The sequence below is a fragment of the Aromatoleum petrolei genome (assembly GCF_017894385.1).
Taxonomy (GTDB): domain Bacteria; phylum Pseudomonadota; class Gammaproteobacteria; order Burkholderiales; family Rhodocyclaceae; genus Aromatoleum; species Aromatoleum petrolei.
Window position 1 is genome coordinate 3,522,567 of the sequence record NZ_CP059560.1, and the last position, 22,723, is coordinate 3,545,289.

Here is a 22,723-nt window from a genome sequence, read left to right on the forward strand (position 1 = left end):
TGTCTCTATGCCCTCGGCAATGGTCGTGCGTCGGTCCGCTATGGCGTACCACGTGAACAATCCCGCGAGCACCAGGATCGCCGTCGCCGCGATGAAAGGGACTCGTTGACGCGGTACGTCCGAGGGGGGAGGGGCGTCCAGGCGGGCAGGAGTCGGCATTGCAACAGGCTCGTCAAACAACTATTTATTTTCCCATGCACATCCCTGCCGTCAGCGGCGGTATTACCCATCCGGACTCCATTAGCGCACTGTCCGTCAGATACCGCACATTGTCGTGACAAGTCCCCGGCTTCCCGCACGCCGAGCACGCCCAGGCGCTGGCCGAAATCGGGTAGGTGAAGGCCGCGGTCATCCGATCCGTGCTCGTCCGCCTGCTCATGATCGACCCGCGGGTGCCGTGCGTTCGGCGGCGCCATCGCGGAGTCAATATCCCCCGTTTGGGTTCATGGCTTTCCACGAGAAGCACGTCACGGTTGTTGCAGCGAAAGAAGTGCGTTCGGCGAGCCCTTCGGTACGGGACGCGTTTTTGCCGTGCTGGGAGCGCGTCACGAAAAACTGCTAGAATCGCGAGCTACGCTTTTTGCGCCCCATTTTTCGCTGACCGATTCAAACCGGAGTTTTTTCAAATGGCTATCGAACGCACCCTGTCCATCATCAAGCCCGACGCCGTCGCCAAGAACGTGATCGGCAAGATCTACCAGCGCTTCGAAGATGCGGGCCTGAAGATCGTCGCTTCCAAGATGGTGCACCTGTCCGAGCGCGAAGCCGGCCAGTTCTACGCCGTGCACAAGGAGCGCCCCTTCTTCAAGGATCTGGTGTCCTTCATGATCTCCGGTCCGGTGATGATCCAGGTCCTCGAAGGCGAGAACGCGATCGCCAAGAACCGTGACCTGATGGGCGCCACCGACCCGAAGAAGGCGGCGCCGGGCACCATCCGCGCCGACTTTGCCGACTCGATCGACGCCAACGCCGTGCACGGTTCGGATGCGCCCGAAACTGCCGCGGTCGAAGTCGCGTTCTTCTTCCCCGGAATGAACGTTTACGCCCGCTAAGTCTCTCAGGGCTACGCCCGCGCATCGGCCCGCGCACTTCGTGCGTCGCGGGCCGATTGCATTTTGAGGGCAGTACAGGAAACACATGGAAACACCGGTCAATCTGCTCGATTTCGACGTCGACGGCCTCGTCGCCTGGTTTGCCGAGCGCGGTGAGAAGCCCTTCCGCGCGCGCCAGGTGATGCGCTGGATGCACCGTTTCGGCGAAACCGAATTCGACAACATGACCGACGTCGCGAAGAGCCTGCGTGCGAAGCTCGCCCAGGAGGCGTGCATCCGTCCGCCTCAGGCCATCCGCGACAGCATCTCGGAGGACGGAACGCGCAAGTGGCTGCTGGATGTCGGCAATGCCAACGCCGTCGAGGCCGTTTTCATCCCCGAAACCAACCGCGGCACGCTGTGCATCTCCTCGCAGGCCGGCTGCGCGCTCGACTGCGCCTTCTGCTCGACGGGCAAGCAGGGCTTCAACCGCAACCTCACCGCGGCCGAGATCATTGGCCAACTGTGGCTCGCCAACAAGCTGCTGGGTGGTACCTCGACGCCCGCGGGGGTGAAGGATGCCGACGGTGATGCGGACAATGGCCGCGTCATCAGCAACGTCGTCATGATGGGCATGGGCGAGCCGCTCGCGAACTTCGACAACGTCGTCACCGCGCTGCGCCTGATGCTCGACGACCACGCCTACGGCCTTTCGCGCCGCCGTGTCACCGTGTCCACTTCCGGTATCGTGCCGGCGATGGACCGCCTGCGCGAGGAATGCCCGGTCGCGCTCGCCGTGTCGCTGCATGCGCCCGACGACGCGCTGCGCGACCGTCTCGTGCCGATCAATCAGAAATATCCGCTGCGCGAGCTGATGGCCGCGTGCCGGCGCTACCTCGAACGCGCCCCGCGCGACTTCGTCACCTTCGAATACGTCATGCTCGACGGCGTCAATGACTCCGATGCACATGCGCGCGCGCTCGTCGCCCTCGTGCGCGACGTGCCGTGCAAGTTCAATCTGATCCCGTTCAACCCCTTCCCGAATTCCGGTTTCGACCGTTCCCAACCCGAACGCATACGCCGCTTTGCAGGTATCCTGATCGATGCGGGTATTGTCACGACCACGCGCAAGACGCGCGGCGACGACGTCAATGCCGCCTGCGGCCAGCTTGCGGGGCAGGTCCAGGACCGCACGCGCCGCACCGTTCGCCTTGTGAAATCGATGGAGGATCGTGCATGACCCGGCTCTTCGTGAAGCTGTCGCTCCCGTTGTTCGCGCTGGCATTCGCCGGCTGCAATGCCACCATGAACACCGCCGGCTCGCCGCTTGCGGATCGTCCCGTGGCGGACATGCCCGTGTCGGGCAAGGGCGAGGCGACGGCCAAGGTTCACGTCGAACTGGGTGGCGCCTACCTCCAGCTCGGCAACTACGCCGTCGCGCTCGACGAGGCGCGCGTGGCGCTGCAGAATCAGTCCAACTACGCGCCGGCCTACCACCTGATGGGGCTGGTGTACATGGCGATCGACGACGGGAACGCGGCCCGCGAGAACTTCCTGCGCGCCCTCGAGATTGCACCGAACGATCCTGAGTTCAACAACAGCTTCGGCTGGTTCCAGTGCGTCAATGGAAACGTGCAGGACGGTCTCGCGCGGCTCGCGTCGTCGGCGCGCAACCCGTACTACCGCACGCCGACGCGGCCCTACACCAACGCCGGACTGTGCTATCTGCGCCAAAACAATGACACGGCGGCGGAGGCGGAATTCCGTCGCGCCGTGCAGACCGACCCGGCGAACCGTCAGGCGATCTACCAGCTCGCCGGCATCGCCTACCGGCGCGGCGCCTATAACGTCGCGAGCGCGCTGCTCGTCGATCTGCACCAGCAGGGCGAGCCGACACCGCAATCGGTGTGGCTGGGGCTGCGTACCGCGCGCCGCCTGGGCAACCGCGACGCCGAGGCGAGCTACGCCGCCCAGTTGCGCGGCCGCTTCGCCGACAGCCCCGAATACCAGACGATGATCCAGGGAAATTACGAGTGACAGAAGTGCATCTGGACCGGCAGGAGGCGGCATCGTCCGACCAGGCTGCCGAGATGGGCGCGCAACTTCGGCAGTTGCGTGAAGCCCGCGGCGAAACGGCGAGCGATGTCGCGCATTCCCTCAAGCTGACCAGCCGGCAGATCGAGGCGATGGAGGCGGGGCGGCTCGACCTCCTGCCCGGCACCGCATTCGCGCGCGGCTTCCTGCGCAACTACGCCCGCTACCTCGGGGTCGATCCGGCTGTCGTGCTGGCAGCCTTCGAGTCCGCAGTCGCTCCCCGGGCCGTCGAGCTCGCGCCGGTGTCGAACGCCGTAGGCGTGATGCCGAACGGCAGCGGCGGGCGCTCGGTGCAGCTTCCCGTCGGCCTGATCGCCGGCGCGCTCCTGCTCCTCGTGCTCGTGGGCTGGTACTTCGACTGGTTCCGCATGCCGGCGGAGAATGCCGATGTCGCCGAGAGCGTCACCGAACGCGCGGCGCAGCTGACGCCTCCGCTGACCAGCGTTGCCGCTGCCCCGCAAGGGCAGGTGTCGGAATCCGCACTCGCCGAGAGCGGCGTCGTGCCCTCGCAGCCGGTCGCCCCTTCGGCGCAGCCGGCCGCGCCCGAAGCCGCGCCGGCAGCCGTTCCGCTTGCCCCCCCGTCAGCGACCGTTGCGCCGGTCCCCGCAGCGCCCGCGGTGGTGCCGCCTGCGGCCCCCGTCGCGCAGACAGCGGCCCCCGCCGCCCCGGCGCCCGCTGCCGAGGGTGTCGTGCACCTCGTGTTCCGATTCGAGGGCGATTCGTGGGTTGAGGTACGCGATGCAGGCGGCGCCATCGTCTATTCGGGGATCAACGGCGCCGGCAGTTCGCGCACCGTGCAAGGCAAACCCCCCTTTGCGCTGGTCGTCGGTAACGCCAAGCAGGTGTCCCTCGACTATCGCGGCAAGCCGTACGACCTGACGCCCCACGTGCGCGTCAGTGTCGCGAGATTCACCCTGGAGTGAGCTGACTTGGCTACGATCCCAACAACCGACTCCCGTCCCGACAACCACGCCGGTTCCCTGCCGCGCCACCGCACGCGCCAGGTCCGCGTCGGACGCGTCCTGATCGGCTCCGACGCCCCCGTCGTCGTGCAGTCGATGACCAACACCGACACCGCCGACGTCCTCGGCACCGCGATGCAGGTTGCCGAGCTCGCGCGCGCGGGCTCCGAGCTGGTGCGCATCACGGTCAACAACGAGGCTGCAGCGAAGGCCGTGCCGCACATCCGCGACCGCCTGCTGGCGCTCAACATTGACGTCCCGCTGGTCGGCGACTTTCACTACAACGGCCACAAACTCCTCACCGACTTCCCCGCGTGTGCCGAAGCGCTTGCCAAGCTGCGCATCAACCCGGGCAATGTCGGTGCGGGCGCCAAGCGCGATCCGCAGTTCGCGGCCATCGTCGAACTCGCCTGCAAGTACGACAAACCCGTGCGCATCGGCGTGAACTGGGGCAGTCTCGACCAGTCCGTGCTCGCACGCGTCATGGACCAGAACGCGAAGCTCGCCGAGCCGCGCGACGCCGGCGCGGTGATGCGTGAAGCGCTCGTCGTTTCCGCCCTCGAATCCGCGGCCAAGGCCGAGGAATACGGCCTCGGCGGCGACCGCATCATCCTGTCGGCGAAGGTGTCCAGTGTGCAGGACCTCATCGCCGTGTATCGCGAGATGGCGCGCCGCTGCGACTACCCGCTGCATCTAGGCCTGACTGAGGCTGGCATGGGCTCGAAGGGCATCGTCGCCTCCACGGCCGCGCTCGCCGTGCTGCTGCAGGAAGGCATCGGCGACACCATCCGCATCTCGCTCACGCCCGAGCCCAACGGCAGCCGCACGCAGGAAGTCGTCGTCGCGCAGGAGATCCTGCAGACCATGGGGCTGCGCGCCTTCACGCCCATGGTCACCGCCTGCCCGGGCTGCGGCCGCACGACGAGCACCTTCTTCCAGGAACTCGCGTCGACGATCCAGACCTACGTGCGCGAGCAGATGCCCGTCTGGCGCGAGCAGTACGACGGCGTCGAGAACATGACGCTCGCCGTCATGGGCTGCGTCGTCAACGGGCCCGGCGAGAGCAAGCACGCCAACATCGGCATTTCGCTGCCCGGGACCGGCGAAACCCCGGCCGCGCCCGTGTTCGTCGACGGCGAAAAAACGGTTACCCTGCGCGGGGACAACATCGCGGCCGAATTCATTGCGATCATCGACGACTACGTCGCGACCAAATACACAAAAAAGGCGGCCTGAGCCGTCCACATATGACTGAAAAGAAACCTGTGATGCAGACCCTTCAGGCCGTGCGCGGGATGAACGACATCCTGCCCGACGACGCCGAAGCCTGGGAACATTTCGAAGACATCGTGCGCGACTGGCTGCGCAGCTACGGATACCGCCCCATCCGCATGCCCATCGTCGAACCGACGCCGCTGTTCAAGCGCGCGATCGGTGAAGTGACCGACATCGTCGAGAAGGAGATGTACTCCTTCGAGGACGCGCTCAACGGCGAGCACCTCACGCTGCGCCCCGAGGGCACGGCCTCCTGCGTGCGTGCCGCGATCCAGCACAAGATGCTCGCCACCGGCGCCCAGCGCCTTTATTACCACGGGCCGATGTTCCGCCACGAGCGTCCGCAGAAGGGCCGCTACCGCCAGTTCCACCAGATCGGTGTCGAGGCGTTGGGCTTCGAGGGACCCGACGTCGATGCCGAGCACATCCTGATGTGCGCGCGCCTGTGGGACGACCTCGGGCTCGAGGACGTCCGGCTCGAGCTCAACTCGCTCGGTTCGAGCGAGGAGCGCGCGCGCCACCGCGCCGAGCTGATCGCCTACCTGTCCGCGCACCAGGAGCGTCTCGACGAGGACGGCAAGCGCCGCCTGCACACCAACCCGCTGCGCATCCTCGACACCAAGAACCCCGACCTGCAGGAGCTCGTCGAGGCGGCCCCGCGGCTGATCGACTTCCTCGGTGAGGAATCGCTCAAGCACTTCGACGGTGTGCAGGCCCTCCTCAAGGATGCCGGCATACCCTATCGCATCAACCCGCGCCTCGTGCGCGGCCTCGACTACTACAACCGCACCGTGTTCGAATGGGTCACGACGCGGCTCGGGGCGCAGGGCACGGTCTGCGCGGGCGGCCGCTACGACGGCCTGATCGAGCAGCTCGGCGGCAAGCCCGCCCCGGCGGCCGGTTTTGCGATGGGCGTCGAGCGTCTGCTGGCGCTGTGGCGCGAAGGGGGCGGCGAGATCGAGCGTGCGCTGCCCGACGTCTATGTCGTGCATTTCGGCGACCAGGCCCAGCGCCTCGCCTTCCGCGCTGCCGAGGCGCTGCGCGGTTACGGATTCGCGGTGCTCACGCACTGCGGCGGCGGCAGCTTCAAGTCGCAGATGAAGAAGGCCGATGCCAGCGGCGCCCAGCTCGCCGTCGTCATCGGCGACGACGAAGCCGCGGCGGGCGAGGTCGGCCTCAAGCCCTTGCGCGGCCCCGGCGGCCAGCAGCGGGTCGCACTCGAAGTCCTTGGCGACGCGGTCGCCGGGTGCCTATTTACTCAAGAAGAAGAGGAAAACGATGGCAGTGTATGACCTCGAAGAGCAGGAACAGATTTCCGAGCTGAAGGCCTGGTGGGCCCGCTACGGTAATTTCGTGACTGCGATCGCAGTGGCTGCCGCGCTGGCCTCGGTCGGCTGGCAGGGCCTGCAGTACTACAAGAACCGCCAGGCCGGTGAAGCCGGAGCGCTGTACTTTGCGCTCGAGCAGGCGATGATCAAAGGCGACGCGCAGAAGACGCGCGATGCCGCCGGCCAGCTCATCGAGAAATTCCCCTCGACCGCCTATGCGGAAATGGGGGCGCTCGCCTCCGCTGGCATGCAGGTCGAGAAGGGTGATGCGAAGAGCGCGCGCGCCCAGCTTGAATGGCTGCTCGCCAAGGGCAGCGATTCCGCGCTGAAGGACATCGCCCGCCTGCGACTGGCTGCACTGCTGCTCGACGAGGGCGCGTTCGACCAGGCGCTTGCTCAGCTCGCGAACGCGCCGGCGCCGGCCCTGAAGGCGCGTTTCGAAGATTTGCGCGGCGACGTGCTGGCGGCCAGCGGCAAACCTGCCGAGGCACGCAGCGCCTACCAGGCCGCGCTCGATGCGCTGGCCGCGGACGCTGGCGACGGCGGCGAAACCCTGCGCGAAGTCATTCGCGTCAAGCAGCAGGCCTTGGAGAGCTGAGCGATGAAGCGACCGTTCACCGCGTTCGCCCTTGCGGCCTCGCTGGCGCTGCTCGCCGGCTGCTCATCCCTCAACCCCTTCGCCGAATCGGGACCGAAGCCGGCCAAGCTGCCCGACTTCAAGGCCACCGCCGAATTGCGCCCCCTGTGGCAGGCGCGCATCGGCAAGGCTGGGCCCTATGTGTTCCAGCCGGCAGTGGTCGGTGAAGATGTCTATGCCGCCGCCCACGACGGCGCCGTGGCGCGCTTCAAGGACGGAAAGGCGGTGTGGTCCGTTAACGCCGCCAAGCGCCTGTCCGCAGGTGTCGGCAGCAACGGCAAACTCGCTGTCGTCGCCACCACCGGCGGCGAGATCGTTGCGCTCGATGCCGCGAACGGTGCCGAGCGCTGGCGGGCCGCGATCGGCGCCGAGGTGCTCGCCGCCCCCGCGGTCGGTGACGCCATCGTCGTCGTGCGTGCCTCCGACAGCCGACTGATCGGCCTCGATGCCAATACCGGCGCCCGCCGCTGGGTGTTCCAGCGTGCGACGCCGCCGCTGTCGCTGCGCAGTTTCGCCGGCGTCACGCTGGAAGGGCCGGCGGCGGTGGCCGGCTACCCCGGCGGCAAGCTCGTCGCGGTGAGCCTCGCCAACGGCGGCCAGCTGTGGGAGCTCACCGTCGCCACGCCCAAGGGCGCAACCGAGCTGGAACGTGTCGCCGACGTCGCCGGCACCCCGGTGATCGGGCGCAAGGAGTTGTGTGCGGTCACCTACCAGGGGCGTGCCGCGTGCTTCGACGCCAGCAATGGCAATGCCCTGTGGTCGCGCGAGGTCTCCAGCAGCGTCGGCATGGATCGCGACAGCCGCCTCGTCGTGATCACCGACGACAGCGACGCGGTCCAGGCGCTCGACGGCTCGAGCGGAGCCAACGTGTGGAAGCAGAGTGCCCTTCCGCGCCGCGGCCTCTCGCGTCCGCTGATCGTCGGCGACTACGTCGCGGTCGGCGATTTCGAAGGCTACATCCACCTGCTCAAGCGCGCCGACGGCACCTTCGCGGCACGCGCGCGCGCCGACAGCAGCTCCGTAACCGCCGACATGCGCCGTTTCGGCAGTGGCGGCTTTGTCGTCCAGACGAGCGATGGCGGCATCCACGTGTATGAGGCCCGCTGAGCGGGAATGAGCGCTTGAAACCCACCATCGTCCTCGTCGGTCGCCCCAACGTCGGTAAATCGACGCTGTTCAACCGGCTCACGCGCACGCGCGACGCCCTCGTCGCCGACCAGCCCGGCCTCACCCGCGACCGTCACTACGGGATCGGCCGCGTCGGCGATCGCGATTACCTCGTCGTCGATACGGCCGGTTTCGATCCCGTCGCCAAGGCCGGCATCATGCACGAGATGGCCCGCCAGGCCGAACAGGCGATCGCCGAAGCCGACGTGCTGCTGTTCCTCGTCGACGGCCGCGCCGGTCTCACCCCGCACGACGAACAGATCGCTGCGCGCCTGCGCCGCGCCGGGCGTCCCGTGCACCTGGTCGTGAACAAGGCCGAAGGCATGGAGCGCAGCATCGTTGCCGCCGACTTCCACGCACTGGGCCTGGGCGCGCCGCTGCCGGTGTCGGCCGCCCACGGTGACGGCGTCAAGCTGCTCATCGATTTCGTGCTCGGCGACTTCCCGCTCGACGAGGAGCCGGAAGAGGCCGAGGACCGCGGCCCGCGCATTGCCATCGTCGGTCGTCCGAACGTCGGCAAGTCGACGCTCGTGAATAGCCTGCTCGGCGAGGAGCGTGTCATCGCCTTCGACATGCCGGGCACCACGCGCGACGCCATCGCGATCCCGTTCGAGCGCGACGGCCGCAACTACACGCTGATCGATACCGCTGGCCTGCGCCGCCGCGGCAAGATCTTCGAGGCCATCGAGAAGTTCTCCGTCATCAAGACACTGCAGGCCATCGAGCAGTGCAACGTCGTCGTGCTGGTGCTCGACGCGTCGCAGGACATCTCCGACCAGGATGCCCACATCGCAGGCTTCATCCTCGATTCGGGCCGCGCCCTGGTCGTCGCGGTGAACAAGTGGGACAGCGTTGACGACTACCGCCGCGAACTGATCAAGCGGGCCATCGAGCACAAACTGGGCTTCCTGTCCTTCGCGCGTTTCCATTACATCTCCGCCCTCAAGGGCGCAGGTGTCGTGGCGGTCATGAAGTCGGTCGATTCCGCCTATGCAGCGGCAATGGTGAATCTGTCCACCCCGCGCCTGACCCGCACGCTCCAGGCCGCGCTGGCGAAGCAGGCGCCGCCGCGCAGCGGCATGTTCCGCCCGAAGATGCGCTACGCCCACCAGGGCGGCAACAACCCGCCGGTCGTGGTGATCCACGGCGCGGCCCTGGATCAGGTGCCCGCGTCCTACGTACGGTTTCTGGAACGCACCTTCATGGAAGCGTTCAAATTGCAGGGCACGCCCTTGCGGATACAATTCCGCACCTCGCACAATCCGTATATCGGGAAAGATTAGTTTCCAACTCCGCACCGGGATCGATTGTTTGTACGAATGTGGCAGTGCAACATGAAATCCTTTACATTCACAATAAAACGCAGCCTCGAGGTTTGAAAATGAGCAACAAAGGGCAACTTCTACAAGACCCGTTCCTGAACACCCTGCGCAGGGAGCATGTCCCCGTGGCCATCTATCTGGTCAACGGCATCAAGCTGCAAGGCCAGATTGAATCCTTCGATCAGTACGTCGTGCTGCTGAAGAACACCGTCACCCAGATGGTGTACAAGCACGCGATCTCGACCGTCGTGCCCGCACGTCCGGTCAACATCCAGCAACAGGACTCGGGTGACGGCAATAGCTGATTCCCGCGGGCGCCCCATGGACGCCAAGTTCCTCCATGTTTGAGCGCCCCGATGCCGGTGAGCGCGCGGTACTTGTCCAGCTCGACCTGAACCAGGGCGCGCTGGACGAGCGCCTTTCCGAACTCAAGCTGCTTGCGCTCAGTGCCGGCGCGAGCGTCGAGGCGGTCATCGGCGGCCGCCGCGCGCGGCCCGATCCGGCGCTTTTCGCCGGACGCGGCAAGGTCGACGAGATCGCCGAGACACTGCGTGTCCATGATGCCGATTTCGTCATCTTCAACCACGCGCTGTCGCCCGCGCAGCAGCGCAATCTCGAGCGCAGCTTGCAGTGCCGCGTCGTCGATCGCACGGCGCTGATCCTCGACATCTTCGCGCAGCGTGCGCGCAGCCACGAGGGCAAGCTGCAGGTCGAGCTCGCACAGCTCGACCACCTTTCGACCCGCCTCGTGCGCGGCTGGACCCACCTCGAGCGGCAGAAGGGCGGTATCGGCCTGCGCGGTCCGGGCGAAACCCAGCTCGAGACTGACCGCCGGCTGCTAGGAAAGCGCGTCAAGGTGCTCAAGGAGCGTCTCGCGCAGATCGAGAAGCAGCGCCGCGTGCGCCGCCGCGGGCGCGAAGCGCACAATGTGCTGTCGGTGTCGCTCGTCGGTTACACCAATGCCGGCAAGTCGACGCTGTTCAATTCGCTGACGAAGGCCGGGGCGTATGCGGCCGACCAGCTCTTCGCGACCCTGGACACGACCTCGCGCCGGCTCTATGTGGGCGAGGGGAGCAATGTCGTGCTCTCCGACACCGTGGGCTTCATCCGTGACCTGCCGCACGCGCTGGTCGCTGCCTTCCATGCAACGCTCGAGGAAACGGCGAACGCGGATCTGCTGCTGCATGTCGTAGACTCCGCGAGCGAGGACCGTGAGGCGCAGATCGAGGCCGTCAACGGGGTGCTCGCCGAGATCGGTGCAGGTGCCGTGCCGCAGATCATGGTCATGAACAAGATCGACCTGACCCGCGCCGAGCACGGGGTTCAGCGGGACGAGTATGGTAAGATCGTGCGCGTTTTTCTGAGCGCCAGGACTGGCGAAGGGCTCGGGCTGTTGCGCGAGGCCCTTGCCGAGGCAGCGCGCGATGCAGCGACGGACGCGTCGGCCGATCCCGTCGGGATCGGGCCGCATTTCACCGATAAAGACCCAATTCAAACGTGATTACAGGCGTTCTAATGTCTCTCAACGATCCACGCTGGGGTAACAACCAGGGGAATGGCGACGACAAGCGCGGCGACGACAGGCGCGGTGGCAACCAGGGGCCGCCCGACCTCGAGGACCTGTGGCGCGACTTCAACCAGCGGCTGTCGGGGATGCTCGGCGGCAAGCGCGGGCCGCGCGGCGGTGGTGGCGGGGACGGTGGCGGGCCGCAATTCCCGCAGCTGTCGTTCCGGCAGTTCGGCGGCGGCATCGGCGCGCTGCTGGGCCTCGTCGCCGTCATCTGGCTCGCGAGCGGCTTCTACATCGTCGATGCCAACCAGCGCGGCGTCGTCCTGCGCTTCGGCAGCTATGTCGAGACAACCGAGCCGGGCCTGCGCTGGCGCCTGCCCTATCCGATCGAAACGAGCGACGTGGTCGACCTGACCGGCGTGCGCACCGTCGAGGTCGGTTATCGCGGTTCCGAGCGCAATAAGGTGCTGCGCGAAGCGCTGATGCTCACCGACGACGAGAACATCATCAACATCCAGTTCGCGGTGCAGTACGTACTGATGAGCCCGGAGAAGTACCTCTTCAACAACCGCTACCCGGATGAGTCCGTGATGCACGCGGCAGAGTCCGCGATGCGCGAGATCGTCGGCAAGAGCAAGATGGACTTCGTGCTCTACGAGGGCCGCGAGCAGATGGCAGCGAGCGCACACGAGACGATCCAGAAAATCCTCGACCGCTACGACACGGGCATCCAGATCAGCCGCGTGACGATGCAGAACGCCCAGCCGCCCGAGCAGGTGCAGGCCGCCTTCGACGATGCGGTGAAGGCGGGGCAGGACCGAGAACGCCTGCGCAACGAGGGTGAAGCCTACGCCAACGACGTGATCCCGCGTGCGCGCGGCACGGCCTCGCGACTCATCGAGGAGGCCAACGCCTACCAGTCCCGCGTGATCGCGAACGCCGAAGGCGACGCGAGCCGTTTCACCCAGATTCTGACCGAGTACCGTCGTGCTCCCGAAGTGACGCGCGAGCGTCTGTATCTCGAAACGATGCAGCAGGTCATGTCGAAGACCAGCAAGGTCATGGTCGACGCCAAGGGCAACGGCAACTTGCTGTTCATGCCGCTCGACAAGCTGATGCAGGCAGCCGGAAACCAGGGCGCGCACGAGGCGAATCCGGCATCGGCGCCGAGTGCTGCGGCTCCGGCACCCTCAGCGCGGGCCGACAGTTCGATGGAATCACGCAGCCGCGACCTGATGGCGCGCGACCGTGAACGGGGAGAGCGCTGATGCGTGACAAGATGCCGATTTTCGCCGGCGCGCTGCTGCTGCTCGCGGCTCTCGCGTCGATGACGCTGTTCACCGTCGACCAGCGGCAGTTCGCCGTGGTGTTCCAGCTCGGCGAGGTCAAGGAAGTGATCGACAAGCCGGGCCTGAACTTCAAGTGGCCCATGATCCAGAACGTTCGCTACTTCGATCGCCGCATCCTGACGATGGACACGCCGGAACCCGAGCGTTTCATAACGGCGGAGAAGAAGAACGTGCTGGTCGACCACTTCGTCAAGTGGCGCATCGTCGATCCTCAGCTCTACTACGTCTCCGTGGCGGGCGACGAGGCACGCGCGCGCACCCGCCTGCTGCAGACCGTGAATGCGGGGCTGCGCGAGGAATTCGGTCGCCGCACCGTACATGACGTGGTGTCCGGCGCCCGCGACAAGATCATGGAAGACATGCGTACCCGCGCCGACCAGGACGCGCGCAAGATCGGCGTGCAGATCCTCGACGTGCGCCTGAAGCGCGTCGATCTGCCGCTCGAAGTGTCCGAGTCCGTGTATCGCCGCATGGAGGCCGAGCGCAAGCGCGTCGCCAACGAGCTGCGTTCCGAGGGTGGTGCGATCGCCGAGAAGATCCGCGCCGACGCCGACCGCCAGCGCGAGGTGATCATCGCGGAAGCCTACCGCGAGGCGCAGCAGCTCAAGGGTGCGGGCGACGCCAAGGCTACCGCGACGTATGCGCAGGCCTATGGTCAGAACGCCGAGTTCTATTCCTTCTACCGCAGCTTGGAGGCGTACCGCGAAAGCTTCGCTACCAAGAACGACGTGATGGTCGTTGATCCGAGCTCCGAGTTCTTCAGGTTCATGAAGGATTCCGGCGGGGGCAAGAAGAACTGAGCTCATGAGCAACAAGCTGCTGATGGCCTTCGCACTGATGCTGGTGATCGAAGGCATCCTGCCCTTTATCGCGCCAGCCGCCTGGCGCGAAACTTTTTTGCGGCTCGCGCAGATGGCAGACGGTCAGATCCGTTTCATCGGACTTACCTCGATGCTGATCGGTGTCGCGCTGCTCGTCGTGTTCTCGTGAATATCATGCGCTGGGTACTTCCCGATCACATCCAGGACGCGTTGCCGTCCGAAGCCGAAAAACTCGAGCGCCTGCGTCGGCGCCTGCTGGACGCCTTCCGCAGCCACGGCTATCAGCTCGTGGTGCCGCCGCTGCTCGAATACCTCGATTCGCTGACGACCGGCGCTGGCCAGGATCTCAAGCTCCGCACCTTCAAGCTCGTCGACCAGCTCTCGGGCAAGACGATGGGCGTACGCGCCGACATGACGCCGCAGGTCGCGCGCATCGACGCCCACCTGCTGAACCGCAAGGGCGTGTCGCGCCTGTGCTACTGCGGCAGCGTGCTGCACGCGCTGCCGTCCACCCTTACCGCCACGCGCGAGCCCCTGCAGCTTGGCGCCGAGCTGTACGGCCATGCCGGCATCGACGCCGACATCGAGATCGTGCGGCTGCTGTCCGAGGTGATGCGCCTCGCCGAGGTGCCTGCAAGCCGCATCGACCTGGGACACGTCGGCCTGTTCCGCGTGCTCGCGGCGCAGGCCGGGATGGTGCCGGAGCGCGAGGAAGAGCTCTTCGATCTGCTGCAGGCGAAGGACGTTCCGGGCCTGTGTGAACTGCTGGCGGACGTCGCCGAGCCCGCACGCTCGGCGCTGCTGGCCTTGCCGGCCCTGTATGGCGGCGCCGAGGTGCTCGACGAGGCGCGCCGCTGCCTGCCCGACGAACCGGCAATCCGCTCCGCGCTCGACGATCTGAGCACGCTCGCGGCCGCGCTCGCCGACCTGCCGATCAGTTTCGACCTTGCCGATCTGCGCGGCTATCACTATCACAACGGCGTGGTCTTCGCCGCTTACGGCAGCGGGTCGCCGGCGGCGCTTGCGCTGGGCGGGCGCTACGACCGTATCGGCCAGGCATTCGGCCGCGCCAGGCCGGCGACGGGTTTCAGCCTCGACCTGCGGGAGCTGGCGCTGCATCTGCCCGACGCCGCGGAGCCGGGCGCCATCCTTGCGCCGGCGGTCGCGGACGAGGCATTGCAGGCAATGGTCGCGCACTTGCGCGCGCAGGGCGAGGTCGTGATGACGGCCCTGCCGGGACATGATGGAAGCTGGAAGGAGGCCGGTTGCGACCGGCAACTGATCGGGCGTGACGGCCGCTGGACGGTCGAGGCGCTTCAGGGAGAATGAAGTAAATGTCAAAGAACGTAGTGGTTGTCGGCACCCAGTGGGGCGACGAGGGCAAGGGCAAGATCGTCGACTGGCTCACCGATCATGCCAAGGGCGTGGTGCGCTTTCAGGGTGGCCACAATGCCGGCCATACGCTGGTGATCGGCGCCAACGAATACAAGCTCAACCTCGTGCCCTCGGGCATCGTGCGCGAAGGCGTGGCCTGCTACATCGGCAACGGCGTGGTGCTCGATGCACATCACCTGCTGTCCGAGATCCGCGTGCTCGAAGCCGGTGGCATCAAGGTGCGCGAGCGCCTGCGTATCAGCCCGGGCTGCCCGCTGATCCTCGGTTATCACTCGGCGTTGGATCGTGCGCGCGAGGCCGCGAAGAGCGCCGCCGACAAGATCGGCACGACCGGCAAGGGCATCGGCCCCACCTACGAGGACAAGGTCGCTCGCCGTGCGCTGCGCGTGTACGACCTGTTCGACCGTGAGCGTTTCGCCGAGAAGCTGCGCGCCAACCTCGAGTACCACAATTTCGTGCTGACGCAGTACCTGGGCGCCGATGCGGTGGAATTCCAGACCGTGTTCGACCAGGCGATGGCCGACGCCGAGGAAATCCGCCCGATGGTCGCCGACGTGTCGGCCGAGCTGTACGCGGTGAACAAGGCCGGCGGGAACCTGCTGTTCGAAGGCGCGCAGGGCACGTTGCTCGACATCGACCACGGCACCTATCCCTTCGTCACCTCCAGCAACTGTGTTGCGGGCCAGGCGGCGGCGGGGTCGGGCGTCGGCCCCGGTCGCCTGCACTACGTGCTGGGCATCACCAAGGCCTACTGCACCCGCGTCGGCGGCGGTCCTTTCCCGACCGAGCTCGATATCGAGACGGCCGGACTGCCGGGCCACCAGATGTCGACCAAGGGGCGCGAGTTCGGCACCGTGACGGGGCGCAAGCGCCGCTGCGGCTGGCTCGACCTCGCCGCGCTCAAGCGCTCGATCATCATCAACGGCGTGACCGGGCTGTGCATCACCAAGCTCGACGTGCTCGACGGTCTGCCGGAGCTGAAGCTGTGTACCGGTTACATGCTCGACGGCCAGCGCATCGACCTCCTGCCCATGGGCTCCGAGGAAGTGACGCGTTGCGAGCCGGTCTACGAGACGATGGCGGGCTGGAGCGGCACGACCTTCGGTGCGCAGAGCTGGGATGCGCTGCCGCAGGAGGCGCGCGCCTACCTGCACCGCATCGAAGAGATCATCGAGATCCCGATCGACGTGATCTCGACCGGTCCGGAGCGCGACGAGACCATCCTGCGCCGCCATCCGTTCGGGGCCTGAGCGGGCTTGACCGGAACGGAAGCGCTGAACGAAACGGGGCCGGTAGCGACCGGCCCGGCGCACCTGCCGAGTGTGGCGGGTGCGTTGTCGGGCAGCGCGGTCTTTCGTGGGCTGGAACGCAGCGCCTGCGGCGGCTCCGGACGGGGAGCGCAAAAAGCAAAAGCCGGTCTTCCGACCGGCTTTTGCCTGGATTTGGTGCCCAGAAGAGGACTCGAACCTCCACGCCTCGCGGCGCTAGTACCTGAAACTAGTGCGTCTACCAATTCCGCCATCTGGGCAAGAGCGCGCATTATAGCGGCAAGTTTGCGCATGGCCAAGGGGGGCGGGCAATTGCACGAACGACCGGGCGTCGCGTCGCATAGGCGCGGCTTCAGCCGCGAATCGGCGGTGTCGCACTTTATCGCGGATCATCCGCGGCTGAAGCCGTTCCGGCAGGGAAATCGCCCCCGAGCGGCGGTTGTGCAGGGGCAAGACCTGGGATTGACCGGATGCGCTGCTCCCGCCCTGCGAATTCGTTCATCCGTCGCCATGCGATCGGCAACAAAAAAGCCGACACAAGGTCGGCTTTCATGTAGAACTGGTGCCCAGAAGAGGACTCGAACCTCCACGCCTCGCAGCGCTAGTACCTGAAACTAGTGCGTCTACCAATTCCGCCATCTGGGCAAGAGCCGCGCATTATAAGCGCCAAAATTTGAATGTCAACGAGTAAAGCAATGAAAAAAGAAAAAGGGAAAACGACCACGGCGGTAACCTCTGCCAGCCCCCGCAAACCCAGTCCCATCCGCCGTGCCGACCCGTTCTACGAGCGCGAGTCGGCCAGCTACGAACACCCCCTGCCGAGTCGTGAGTATGTCGAACAGACGCTCGCCGAGCAGGGCGTGCCGATGAGTTTCCAGGAACTGTGTGTCGCACTCGACGTGAGTGGCGACGAAGCCGGGCTGTTCGAGCGGCGCCTGCGCGCGATGCAGCGCGACGGCGAACTGTTGCGCAACCGCCGCGACGCCTATCTGCTGCCGAACAAGGCGGACCTGATCCGCGGCCGCGTGTCGGGGCATGCCGACGGATTCGGCTTCCTGATCCGCGACGACGGTCAGCCCGATGTGTTCCTCGGGCCGAAGGAGATGCGCGAGGTGCTGCACGGCGATCGCGTGATCATCCGCGTCACGGGCCTCGACCGGCGCGGACGCCCCGAGGGGAAGGTCGTGGAGGTGCTCGAGCGCGCGAACGCGCGCATCGTCGGCCGCGTGCTCAACGAGCATGGGGTGCAGGTGGTCGTGCCGGAGAACCGGCGCATCGCGCAGGACATTTTGGTGGCGCCGGGGGGCAAGAAGGCGCAGCCTGGGCAGGTTGTCACCGTCGAGTTGATCGAACAGCCGACCAAGTTCGCGCAGCCGATCGGACGCGTGATCGAGGTGCTCGGAAACTACGCGGATCCGGGCATGGAGATCGAGATCGCCCTGCGCAAGCACGAGCTGCCGTTCGAGTTTTCTTCCGAGGCGAAAGCCGATACGCGCAAATTGCCTGCGACCGTGCGCAAGAAGGACTGGGCGGGGCGCGAGGACATCACCAAGCTGCCGCTCGTGACGATAGACGGCGAAACGGCGAAGGACTTCGACGACGCGGTGTATTGCGAGCGTCAGGGGCGTGGCTACCGCCTGATCGTCGCGATCGCGGACGTCTCGCACTACGTGCAGCCGGGCAGCGCACTCGACGACGAGGCGCAGGAGCGCGGCAACTCGGTGTATTTCCCGCGCCGCGTGATCCCGATGCTGCCCGAGAAGCTCAGCAACGGTTTGTGCTCCCTCAATCCGCAGGTCGAGCGCCTGTGCATGGTGTGCGACATGAGCATCGGGCCGACGGGGGAGATCAAGGCCTACCGCTTCTACCCGGCGGTGATGTTCTCGCATGCGCGCCTGACATACACGCAGGTGGCTGCTGCGCTGTACGACAAGGATGTGGCGGCGCGCGACAAGGTGGGTGACCTGCTGCCTTACCTCGAGAATCTCGACAAGCTCTTCCGCGTGCTGCTGAAGGCACGCGCGAAGCGCGGCGCGATCGATTTCGAGACGACTGAGACGCGCATGATCTTCGACGCCGAGGGCAAGATCGAGCGCATCGTCGCGGAGGTGCGCAACGACGCGCACCGCCTGATCGAGGAATGCATGCTCGCGGCCAACGTGTGCGCGTCGGAATTCCTGCAGGAGCGCGAGCATCCGGCGCTGTATCGCGTGCATGAAGGCCCGACGCCGGAGAAGCTCGAGAAGCTGCGCGGATTCCTCACCGAGTTCGGCCTGGGCGTGGGCGGCGGTGACGAGCCGAAGGCCGGCGACTACGCGAAGTTGCTGGAGAAGGTGAAGGACCGTCCTGATGCCCAGCTGTTGCAGACGGTGATGCTGCGCTCGCTCCGCCAGGCGGTGTACAGCCCGGACAATGTTGGCCACTTCGGGCTGGCGTATGAGGCTTACACGCACTTCACGTCGCCGATCCGCCGTTATCCGGACCTGCTGGTGCACCGCTCGATCAAGGCGGCGCTGGAGAACCGGACCTACGAGGCCGGCGACTGGGACGAAATCGGCCTGCACTGTTCGGCGACCGAGCGGCGCGCGGACGATGCGACGCGCGATGTCGTGGCGTGGCTGAAGTGCTATTACATGCAGGACAAGGTCGGCGCCGAATTCACCGGCAGCGTGTCGGCGGTGGTACCCTTCGGCCTCTTCGTCGCCCTCGACGACATTTTTATCGAGGGGCTGATCCATATTTCGGAACTCGGCAGCGACTATTTCCACTTCGATGAGACGCGCCACGAACTTGCCGGCGAGCGCACGGGTGCGCGTTTCCGCTTGTCAGACCGCGTACGGGTGCAGGTCGTGCGGGTCGATCTGGAAACGACCAAGATCGATTTCCGTTTGGTCGAAGGCGCGCCGCGCGCGACCGAACGGGCGGGGAAAACGGCGAAGGACAAGGCCGCTTCGGCGAAGGCTGCACCGGAGGCGGCGGTGGCGACCTCCGCTCCGGAAGCGGTAGCGCCGAAGGCGAAAGGCGGCCGGAAGGCGGCGGTTAAGCTCGGTGTGGCGCCCGAAGTGTCCGTCGCGCCGGAGAAGAAATCACGTACGACGCACAAGGCCGTTGTCGTCGCGGCCCCCGAAGAAGTGCCCACAGCGTCAGGCAAGGGTACCGGGAGGACCACGGCGAAGTCGGAGTCGGTCGAGAAGAAGCCGACGAAGGTCGTGGGTGCGACGAAGAAGGGCGCGCAGCCCGCCGAGCCGGCGGCCCCGATCAAGGTTGCAGGCGTGAAGAAGGCAAGCAAGGAAACGACGACCCCCAAGCTTGCCAAGGCCGCCAAGGTGCCGAAGACGAGCAGGGCTCCGACGGCGGAGACGATTCCGAAGGCGGAAAAGGCTCCGAAGGCGGAGAAGGCTCCGAAGGCGGCGAAGGCGGTCGAGCCGAAAGCTGAAACTGCAGCATCTATGAGGAAAGTGAAACGCCGTGGCTAACAAACCCACAAACCGTTCCCGCCCGCCGCAGGGCGACCATGCGGAGTCGCCCGCCGCAGGGCGCGCGGAGTCGCGCCTGATCTACGGCTTCCATTCCGTGCTGGGCAAGCTGCGTCGCGACCCGGAGGCGGTGTTCGAGCTGTATCTGTCGTCCTCCCGTACTGATGCGCGTTCGAAGGACGTGCTGCGGCTGGCCGAGGCGCAGAAGGTGCGCATCATCCAGGCCGAGTCCGACCGGCTCGACGGCATGGTCGGCACGCGCCGGCATCAGGGGGTGATCGCGCGCGTCGATGCGCGCAGCCGCGACATCAAGCTCGCCGACGTGCTCGACGTGCTGGAAGAAAATGCGTTGATCCTCGTTCTCGATGGTGTGCAGGACCCGCACAACCTGGGTGCCTGCCTACGCGTCGCGGATGCGGCCGGGGCACACGCGGTGGTGGCGCCGAAGGATCGCGCGGTGGGGCTCAATGCGACCGCGGTGAAGGTGGCGAGCGGTGCGGCCGATTCGGTGCCCTACATCACGGTGACGAACCTGGCGCGGGCGCTGCGCGAGATGCAGGAGGCCGGCGTATGGGTCGTGGGGGCTGCGGGCGAGGCGGAGAAATCCCTGTACGAGATCGACCAGAAGGGACCGGTTGCGTGGGTGATGGGCGCCGAAGGCGAGGGGTTGCGCCGGCTGACGCGCGAGACCTGCGACGAACTGGCGAAGATCCCGATGCTCGGCACCGTCGAGAGTCTCAACGTTTCGGTTGCGAGCGGGATCTGCCTGTTCGAGGCACGGCGCCAGCGCGGCGGGTGACGCCGCTTCGCCTGGCCGAGGCGTGAATCTTGCATGGAGTCCACCATGCTTCGCGTACTCGTCATCGATGAATCCCGGGCCCGGGCGGCGGAAATCTGCGCCGGGCTCGCGCTCGCCGGTCATCAGGTGGCTGCGGTGTTGGCGTCCTCTGCGGACCTGTCGGCACAGATCGAGTCGATCCGGCCGGACGTCATCCTGATCGAGACGGATTCGCCGTCGCGCGACACGCTCGAGAACCTGGCGGTGATGAACGCGGAGATGCCGCGGCCGGTGATCATTTTCGCGCAGGAAGGCGACCAGGAGACGATACGCGCGGCGGTCAAGGCGGGCGTGTCGACCTACGTGGTCGACGGTCTCGACCCGCAGCGCCTGAAACCGGTGATAGACGTGGCGGTGGCGAGCTTCGAGGAGCATCAGGCCTTGCGCAGCGAGCTTGCCGCGGCGACGAAGAAGCTGTCCGAGCGCAAGCTGATCGAGCGCGCAAAGGGCCTGCTGATGAAGTCGCGCGGTATGGACGAGGCCGAGGCCTACGCGGCGCTGCGCAAGCTCGCGATGGAGCGCGCGAAGCCGATGGCGGTGGTGGCGCAGGATCTCATCGACATGGCGAAATACTTGCTGTGACGCCCGTCCTGGCGCAGCGCGGATTTCCATCCCGCCCTGCGTCGTACGGCTCACTTTCCTGAATCCTGCCTCGCGCACCCTTGGTGCGAAAACCCTTCTTGGTGCACTGCAATAGTGCGCCGCCGCGCTCTCCCTATACCTGTTCGTCCTCGGCGCAAGGCCCGTGCAAGGCTTTGTGCGTAAGGGCTTTCGGGGCTTTTCCGCGCCTCTGGCGCATTCCCTGCTAAGAGAGTCTCGAGTCGGATCAATGGCGGTTCGATGACGAATTGACCGGCCCCAATGTCGGGGTCGTGCAAGCTACGGACAACGGCGTCCATCCCTGCGGCGGAATCCTCGCGATTCGCCGCGGGTGATGTGCGCCGTTTTCGCTTTTCGGCCTGCAGGGAGATGAAGATGAGTGCATTCGAGGACAAGGGCATGTCGCGGCGGGAGTTCGTGCGGCGGACGATGGCGTTTTCGGGAGCGGCGATGATGGGGTCGGCAGGGCTGGGTGTCAGCAGCGGCGTGTGGGCGGCGGGCTCGGATGCTCCCGAGAAGAAGGATATCCGTGTCGGCTTCATCCCGTTGACGGACTGCTCGTCGGTGGTGATGGCCGCGGTGCAGAAGTTCGACGAGAAGTACGGCATCAAGATCATCCCGAGCAAGGAGGCGAGCTGGGCCGCCGTGCGCGACAAGCTGGTGTCCGGCGAACTCGATGCGGCGCACGTGCTTTACGGCCTTGTGTATGGTGTGCATCTGGGCATCGGCGGGCCGAAGAAGGACATGGCGGTGCTGATGAGCCTTAACAACAATGGCCAGGCGATCACGCTCGCGAACAAGCTCAGGGAGCAGGGGGTGACCGACGGCGCAGGACTGCGCAAGCTGATCACCGCAAAGCCGGGCGAATACACCTTCGCGCAGACCTTCCCGACCGGCACGCACGCGATGTGGCTGTACTACTGGCTGGCGGCGCACGACATCAATCCGATGAAGGATGTGAAGGTCATCACCGTGCCGCCGCCGCAGATGGTTGCGAACATGCGGGTGGGTAACATGGACGGTTTCTGCGTCGGCGAGCCGTGGAACAACCGCGCGATCATGGACAAGATCGGCTTCACCGCGGTGACGACGCAGGACATCTGGACCGACCACCCGGAGAAAGTGCTGGGCACGACCGCGGACTGGGTCGCGAAGCATCCCAACGCGGCGCGCGCGCTGACGGCGGCGATCCTCGAGGCCGGGCGCTGGATCGACGCCTCGCTGCCGAACCGCCGCACGACCGCTGAGACGGTGGCGCAGAAGTCCTACATCAACACGGACATGGACGTGATCCTCGAGCGGATGCTCGGCCGCTATTCCAATGGCCTGGGCAGGAGCTGGGACGACGCGAACTACATGAAGTTCTACAACGACGGGGCGGTGAACTTCCCCTACCTCTCCGACGGGATGTGGTTTCTGACACAGCACCGTCGCTGGGGGCTGCTCGACCGCAATGTCGATTACCTCGCCGTGGCGAAGCAGATCAACCGTATCGACATCTACAGACAGGCGGCGACGGCGGCGAAGGTGCCGCTGCCGAAGAGCGAAATGCGCAGCCACAAGTTGATTGACGGGGTGGTGTGGGACGGCAAGGAACCGGCGAAGTACGCGGGTTCGTTCAAGGTCAGGGCATGAGCGGGAGGGCGCGGC

At 66.1% G+C, this 22,723-nt stretch carries 20 protein-coding genes and 2 tRNA genes; 20 read left to right on the top strand and 2 right to left on the bottom strand.

Features of this window, described 5'->3' with window-relative positions; translation table 11 throughout:
- Positions 1-626 precede the first annotated feature (626 nt).
- From ndk to ToN1_RS16195, 16 genes are all read left to right on the top strand, one after another.
- Positions 627-1,052, top strand: coding sequence for a nucleoside-diphosphate kinase (gene ndk / locus ToN1_RS16120; RefSeq protein WP_169208547.1), 426 nt, complete (start codon positions 627-629; stop codon positions 1,050-1,052).
- Positions 1,053-1,137: 85 nt separating this feature from the next.
- Positions 1,138-2,271: a dual-specificity RNA methyltransferase RlmN gene (gene rlmN, locus ToN1_RS16125; RefSeq protein WP_169208548.1), complete on the top strand. Its 1,134-nt coding sequence runs from the start codon at positions 1,138-1,140 to the stop codon at positions 2,269-2,271.
- On the top strand, positions 2,268-3,068 hold the full coding sequence (gene pilW / locus ToN1_RS16130) for a type IV pilus biogenesis/stability protein PilW (RefSeq protein ID WP_169208549.1): 801 nt from the start codon (positions 2,268-2,270) through the stop codon (positions 3,066-3,068). Before rlmN ends, pilW begins: the two co-directional genes overlap by 4 nt.
- Positions 3,065-4,048, top strand: a complete 984-nt coding sequence (locus tag ToN1_RS16135; RefSeq protein ID WP_210147838.1) for a helix-turn-helix domain-containing protein — start codon at positions 3,065-3,067, stop codon at positions 4,046-4,048. The genes pilW and ToN1_RS16135 overlap by 4 nt, the downstream gene beginning before the upstream one ends.
- Positions 4,049-4,063: 15 nt before the next feature.
- A complete protein-coding gene (gene ispG / locus ToN1_RS16140; protein WP_169208889.1) occupies positions 4,064-5,323 on the top strand; it encodes a flavodoxin-dependent (E)-4-hydroxy-3-methylbut-2-enyl-diphosphate synthase in 1,260 nt (419 codons plus the stop codon).
- Between the two features lie 29 nt (positions 5,324-5,352).
- Positions 5,353-6,654 carry a histidine--tRNA ligase gene (gene hisS / locus ToN1_RS16145; protein WP_169208890.1) on the top strand — a complete coding sequence of 434 codons (1,302 nt, stop codon included), beginning with the start codon at positions 5,353-5,355 and terminating at the stop codon, positions 6,652-6,654.
- On the top strand, positions 6,641-7,288 hold the full coding sequence (locus ToN1_RS16150) for a tetratricopeptide repeat protein (RefSeq protein WP_169208885.1): 648 nt from the start codon (positions 6,641-6,643) through the stop codon (positions 7,286-7,288). Before hisS ends, ToN1_RS16150 begins: the two co-directional genes overlap by 14 nt.
- A 3-nt stretch (positions 7,289-7,291) precedes the next feature.
- Entirely contained in the window at positions 7,292-8,434 is a 1,143-nt protein-coding gene (bamB, locus tag ToN1_RS16155; RefSeq protein ID WP_169208886.1) for an outer membrane protein assembly factor BamB, read from the top strand.
- Positions 8,435-8,448: 14 nt separating this feature from the next.
- A complete protein-coding gene (gene der, locus ToN1_RS16160; protein WP_169208887.1) occupies positions 8,449-9,777 on the top strand; it encodes a ribosome biogenesis GTPase Der in 1,329 nt (442 codons plus the stop codon).
- A 98-nt stretch (positions 9,778-9,875) separates the two neighbouring features.
- Complete coding sequence (hfq, locus tag ToN1_RS16165; protein ID WP_026295813.1) at positions 9,876-10,121, top strand: RNA chaperone Hfq; 246 nt, start codon at positions 9,876-9,878, stop codon at positions 10,119-10,121.
- Positions 10,122-10,156: 35 nt separating this feature from the next.
- Positions 10,157-11,317: a ribosome rescue GTPase HflX gene (gene hflX, locus ToN1_RS16170; protein WP_169208888.1), complete on the top strand. Its 1,161-nt coding sequence runs from the start codon at positions 10,157-10,159 to the stop codon at positions 11,315-11,317.
- 14 nt (positions 11,318-11,331) lie between these two features.
- Positions 11,332-12,594 (top strand): FtsH protease activity modulator HflK, encoded by a 1,263-nt coding sequence (hflK, locus tag ToN1_RS16175; protein WP_210147839.1) that lies wholly within the window; start codon positions 11,332-11,334, stop codon positions 12,592-12,594.
- On the top strand, positions 12,594-13,475 hold the full coding sequence (gene hflC / locus ToN1_RS16180) for a protease modulator HflC (RefSeq protein ID WP_169204356.1): 882 nt from the start codon (positions 12,594-12,596) through the stop codon (positions 13,473-13,475). Before hflK ends, hflC begins: the two co-directional genes overlap by 1 nt.
- A gap of 4 nt (positions 13,476-13,479) precedes the next feature.
- Positions 13,480-13,665 carry a DUF2065 domain-containing protein gene (locus ToN1_RS16185; protein WP_169204357.1) on the top strand — a complete coding sequence of 62 codons (186 nt, stop codon included), beginning with the start codon at positions 13,480-13,482 and terminating at the stop codon, positions 13,663-13,665.
- 5 nt (positions 13,666-13,670) lie between these two features.
- On the top strand, positions 13,671-14,825 hold the full coding sequence (locus ToN1_RS16190) for an ATP phosphoribosyltransferase regulatory subunit (RefSeq protein ID WP_169204358.1): 1,155 nt from the start codon (positions 13,671-13,673) through the stop codon (positions 14,823-14,825).
- 5 nt (positions 14,826-14,830) lie between these two features.
- Positions 14,831-16,141 carry an adenylosuccinate synthase gene (locus ToN1_RS16195; RefSeq protein WP_169204359.1) on the top strand — a complete coding sequence of 437 codons (1,311 nt, stop codon included), beginning with the start codon at positions 14,831-14,833 and terminating at the stop codon, positions 16,139-16,141.
- Between the two features lie 193 nt (positions 16,142-16,334).
- Here the strand turns inward: ToN1_RS16195 and ToN1_RS16200 are convergent.
- Both ToN1_RS16200 and ToN1_RS16205 read right to left on the bottom strand, forming a co-directional pair.
- Positions 16,335-16,419, bottom strand: a tRNA-Leu gene (locus ToN1_RS16200).
- A gap of 300 nt (positions 16,420-16,719) precedes the next feature.
- Positions 16,720-16,804, bottom strand: a tRNA-Leu gene (locus tag ToN1_RS16205).
- A gap of 50 nt (positions 16,805-16,854) precedes the next feature.
- Between ToN1_RS16205 and rnr the strand changes: the two genes are divergently transcribed.
- From rnr to ToN1_RS16225, 4 genes are all read left to right on the top strand, one after another.
- Entirely contained in the window at positions 16,855-19,635 is a 2,781-nt protein-coding gene (gene rnr / locus ToN1_RS16210; protein ID WP_169204360.1) for a ribonuclease R, read from the top strand.
- A gap of 76 nt (positions 19,636-19,711) precedes the next feature.
- Positions 19,712-20,434: a 23S rRNA (guanosine(2251)-2'-O)-methyltransferase RlmB gene (rlmB, locus tag ToN1_RS16215; RefSeq protein ID WP_169204494.1), complete on the top strand. Its 723-nt coding sequence runs from the start codon at positions 19,712-19,714 to the stop codon at positions 20,432-20,434.
- Positions 20,435-20,479: 45 nt separating this feature from the next.
- Positions 20,480-21,055, top strand: a complete 576-nt coding sequence (locus ToN1_RS16220; protein WP_169204361.1) for an ANTAR domain-containing response regulator — start codon at positions 20,480-20,482, stop codon at positions 21,053-21,055.
- Between the two features lie 393 nt (positions 21,056-21,448).
- Positions 21,449-22,708 (top strand): CmpA/NrtA family ABC transporter substrate-binding protein, encoded by a 1,260-nt coding sequence (locus tag ToN1_RS16225; protein WP_169204362.1) that lies wholly within the window; start codon positions 21,449-21,451, stop codon positions 22,706-22,708.
- Positions 22,709-22,723 lie beyond the last annotated feature (15 nt).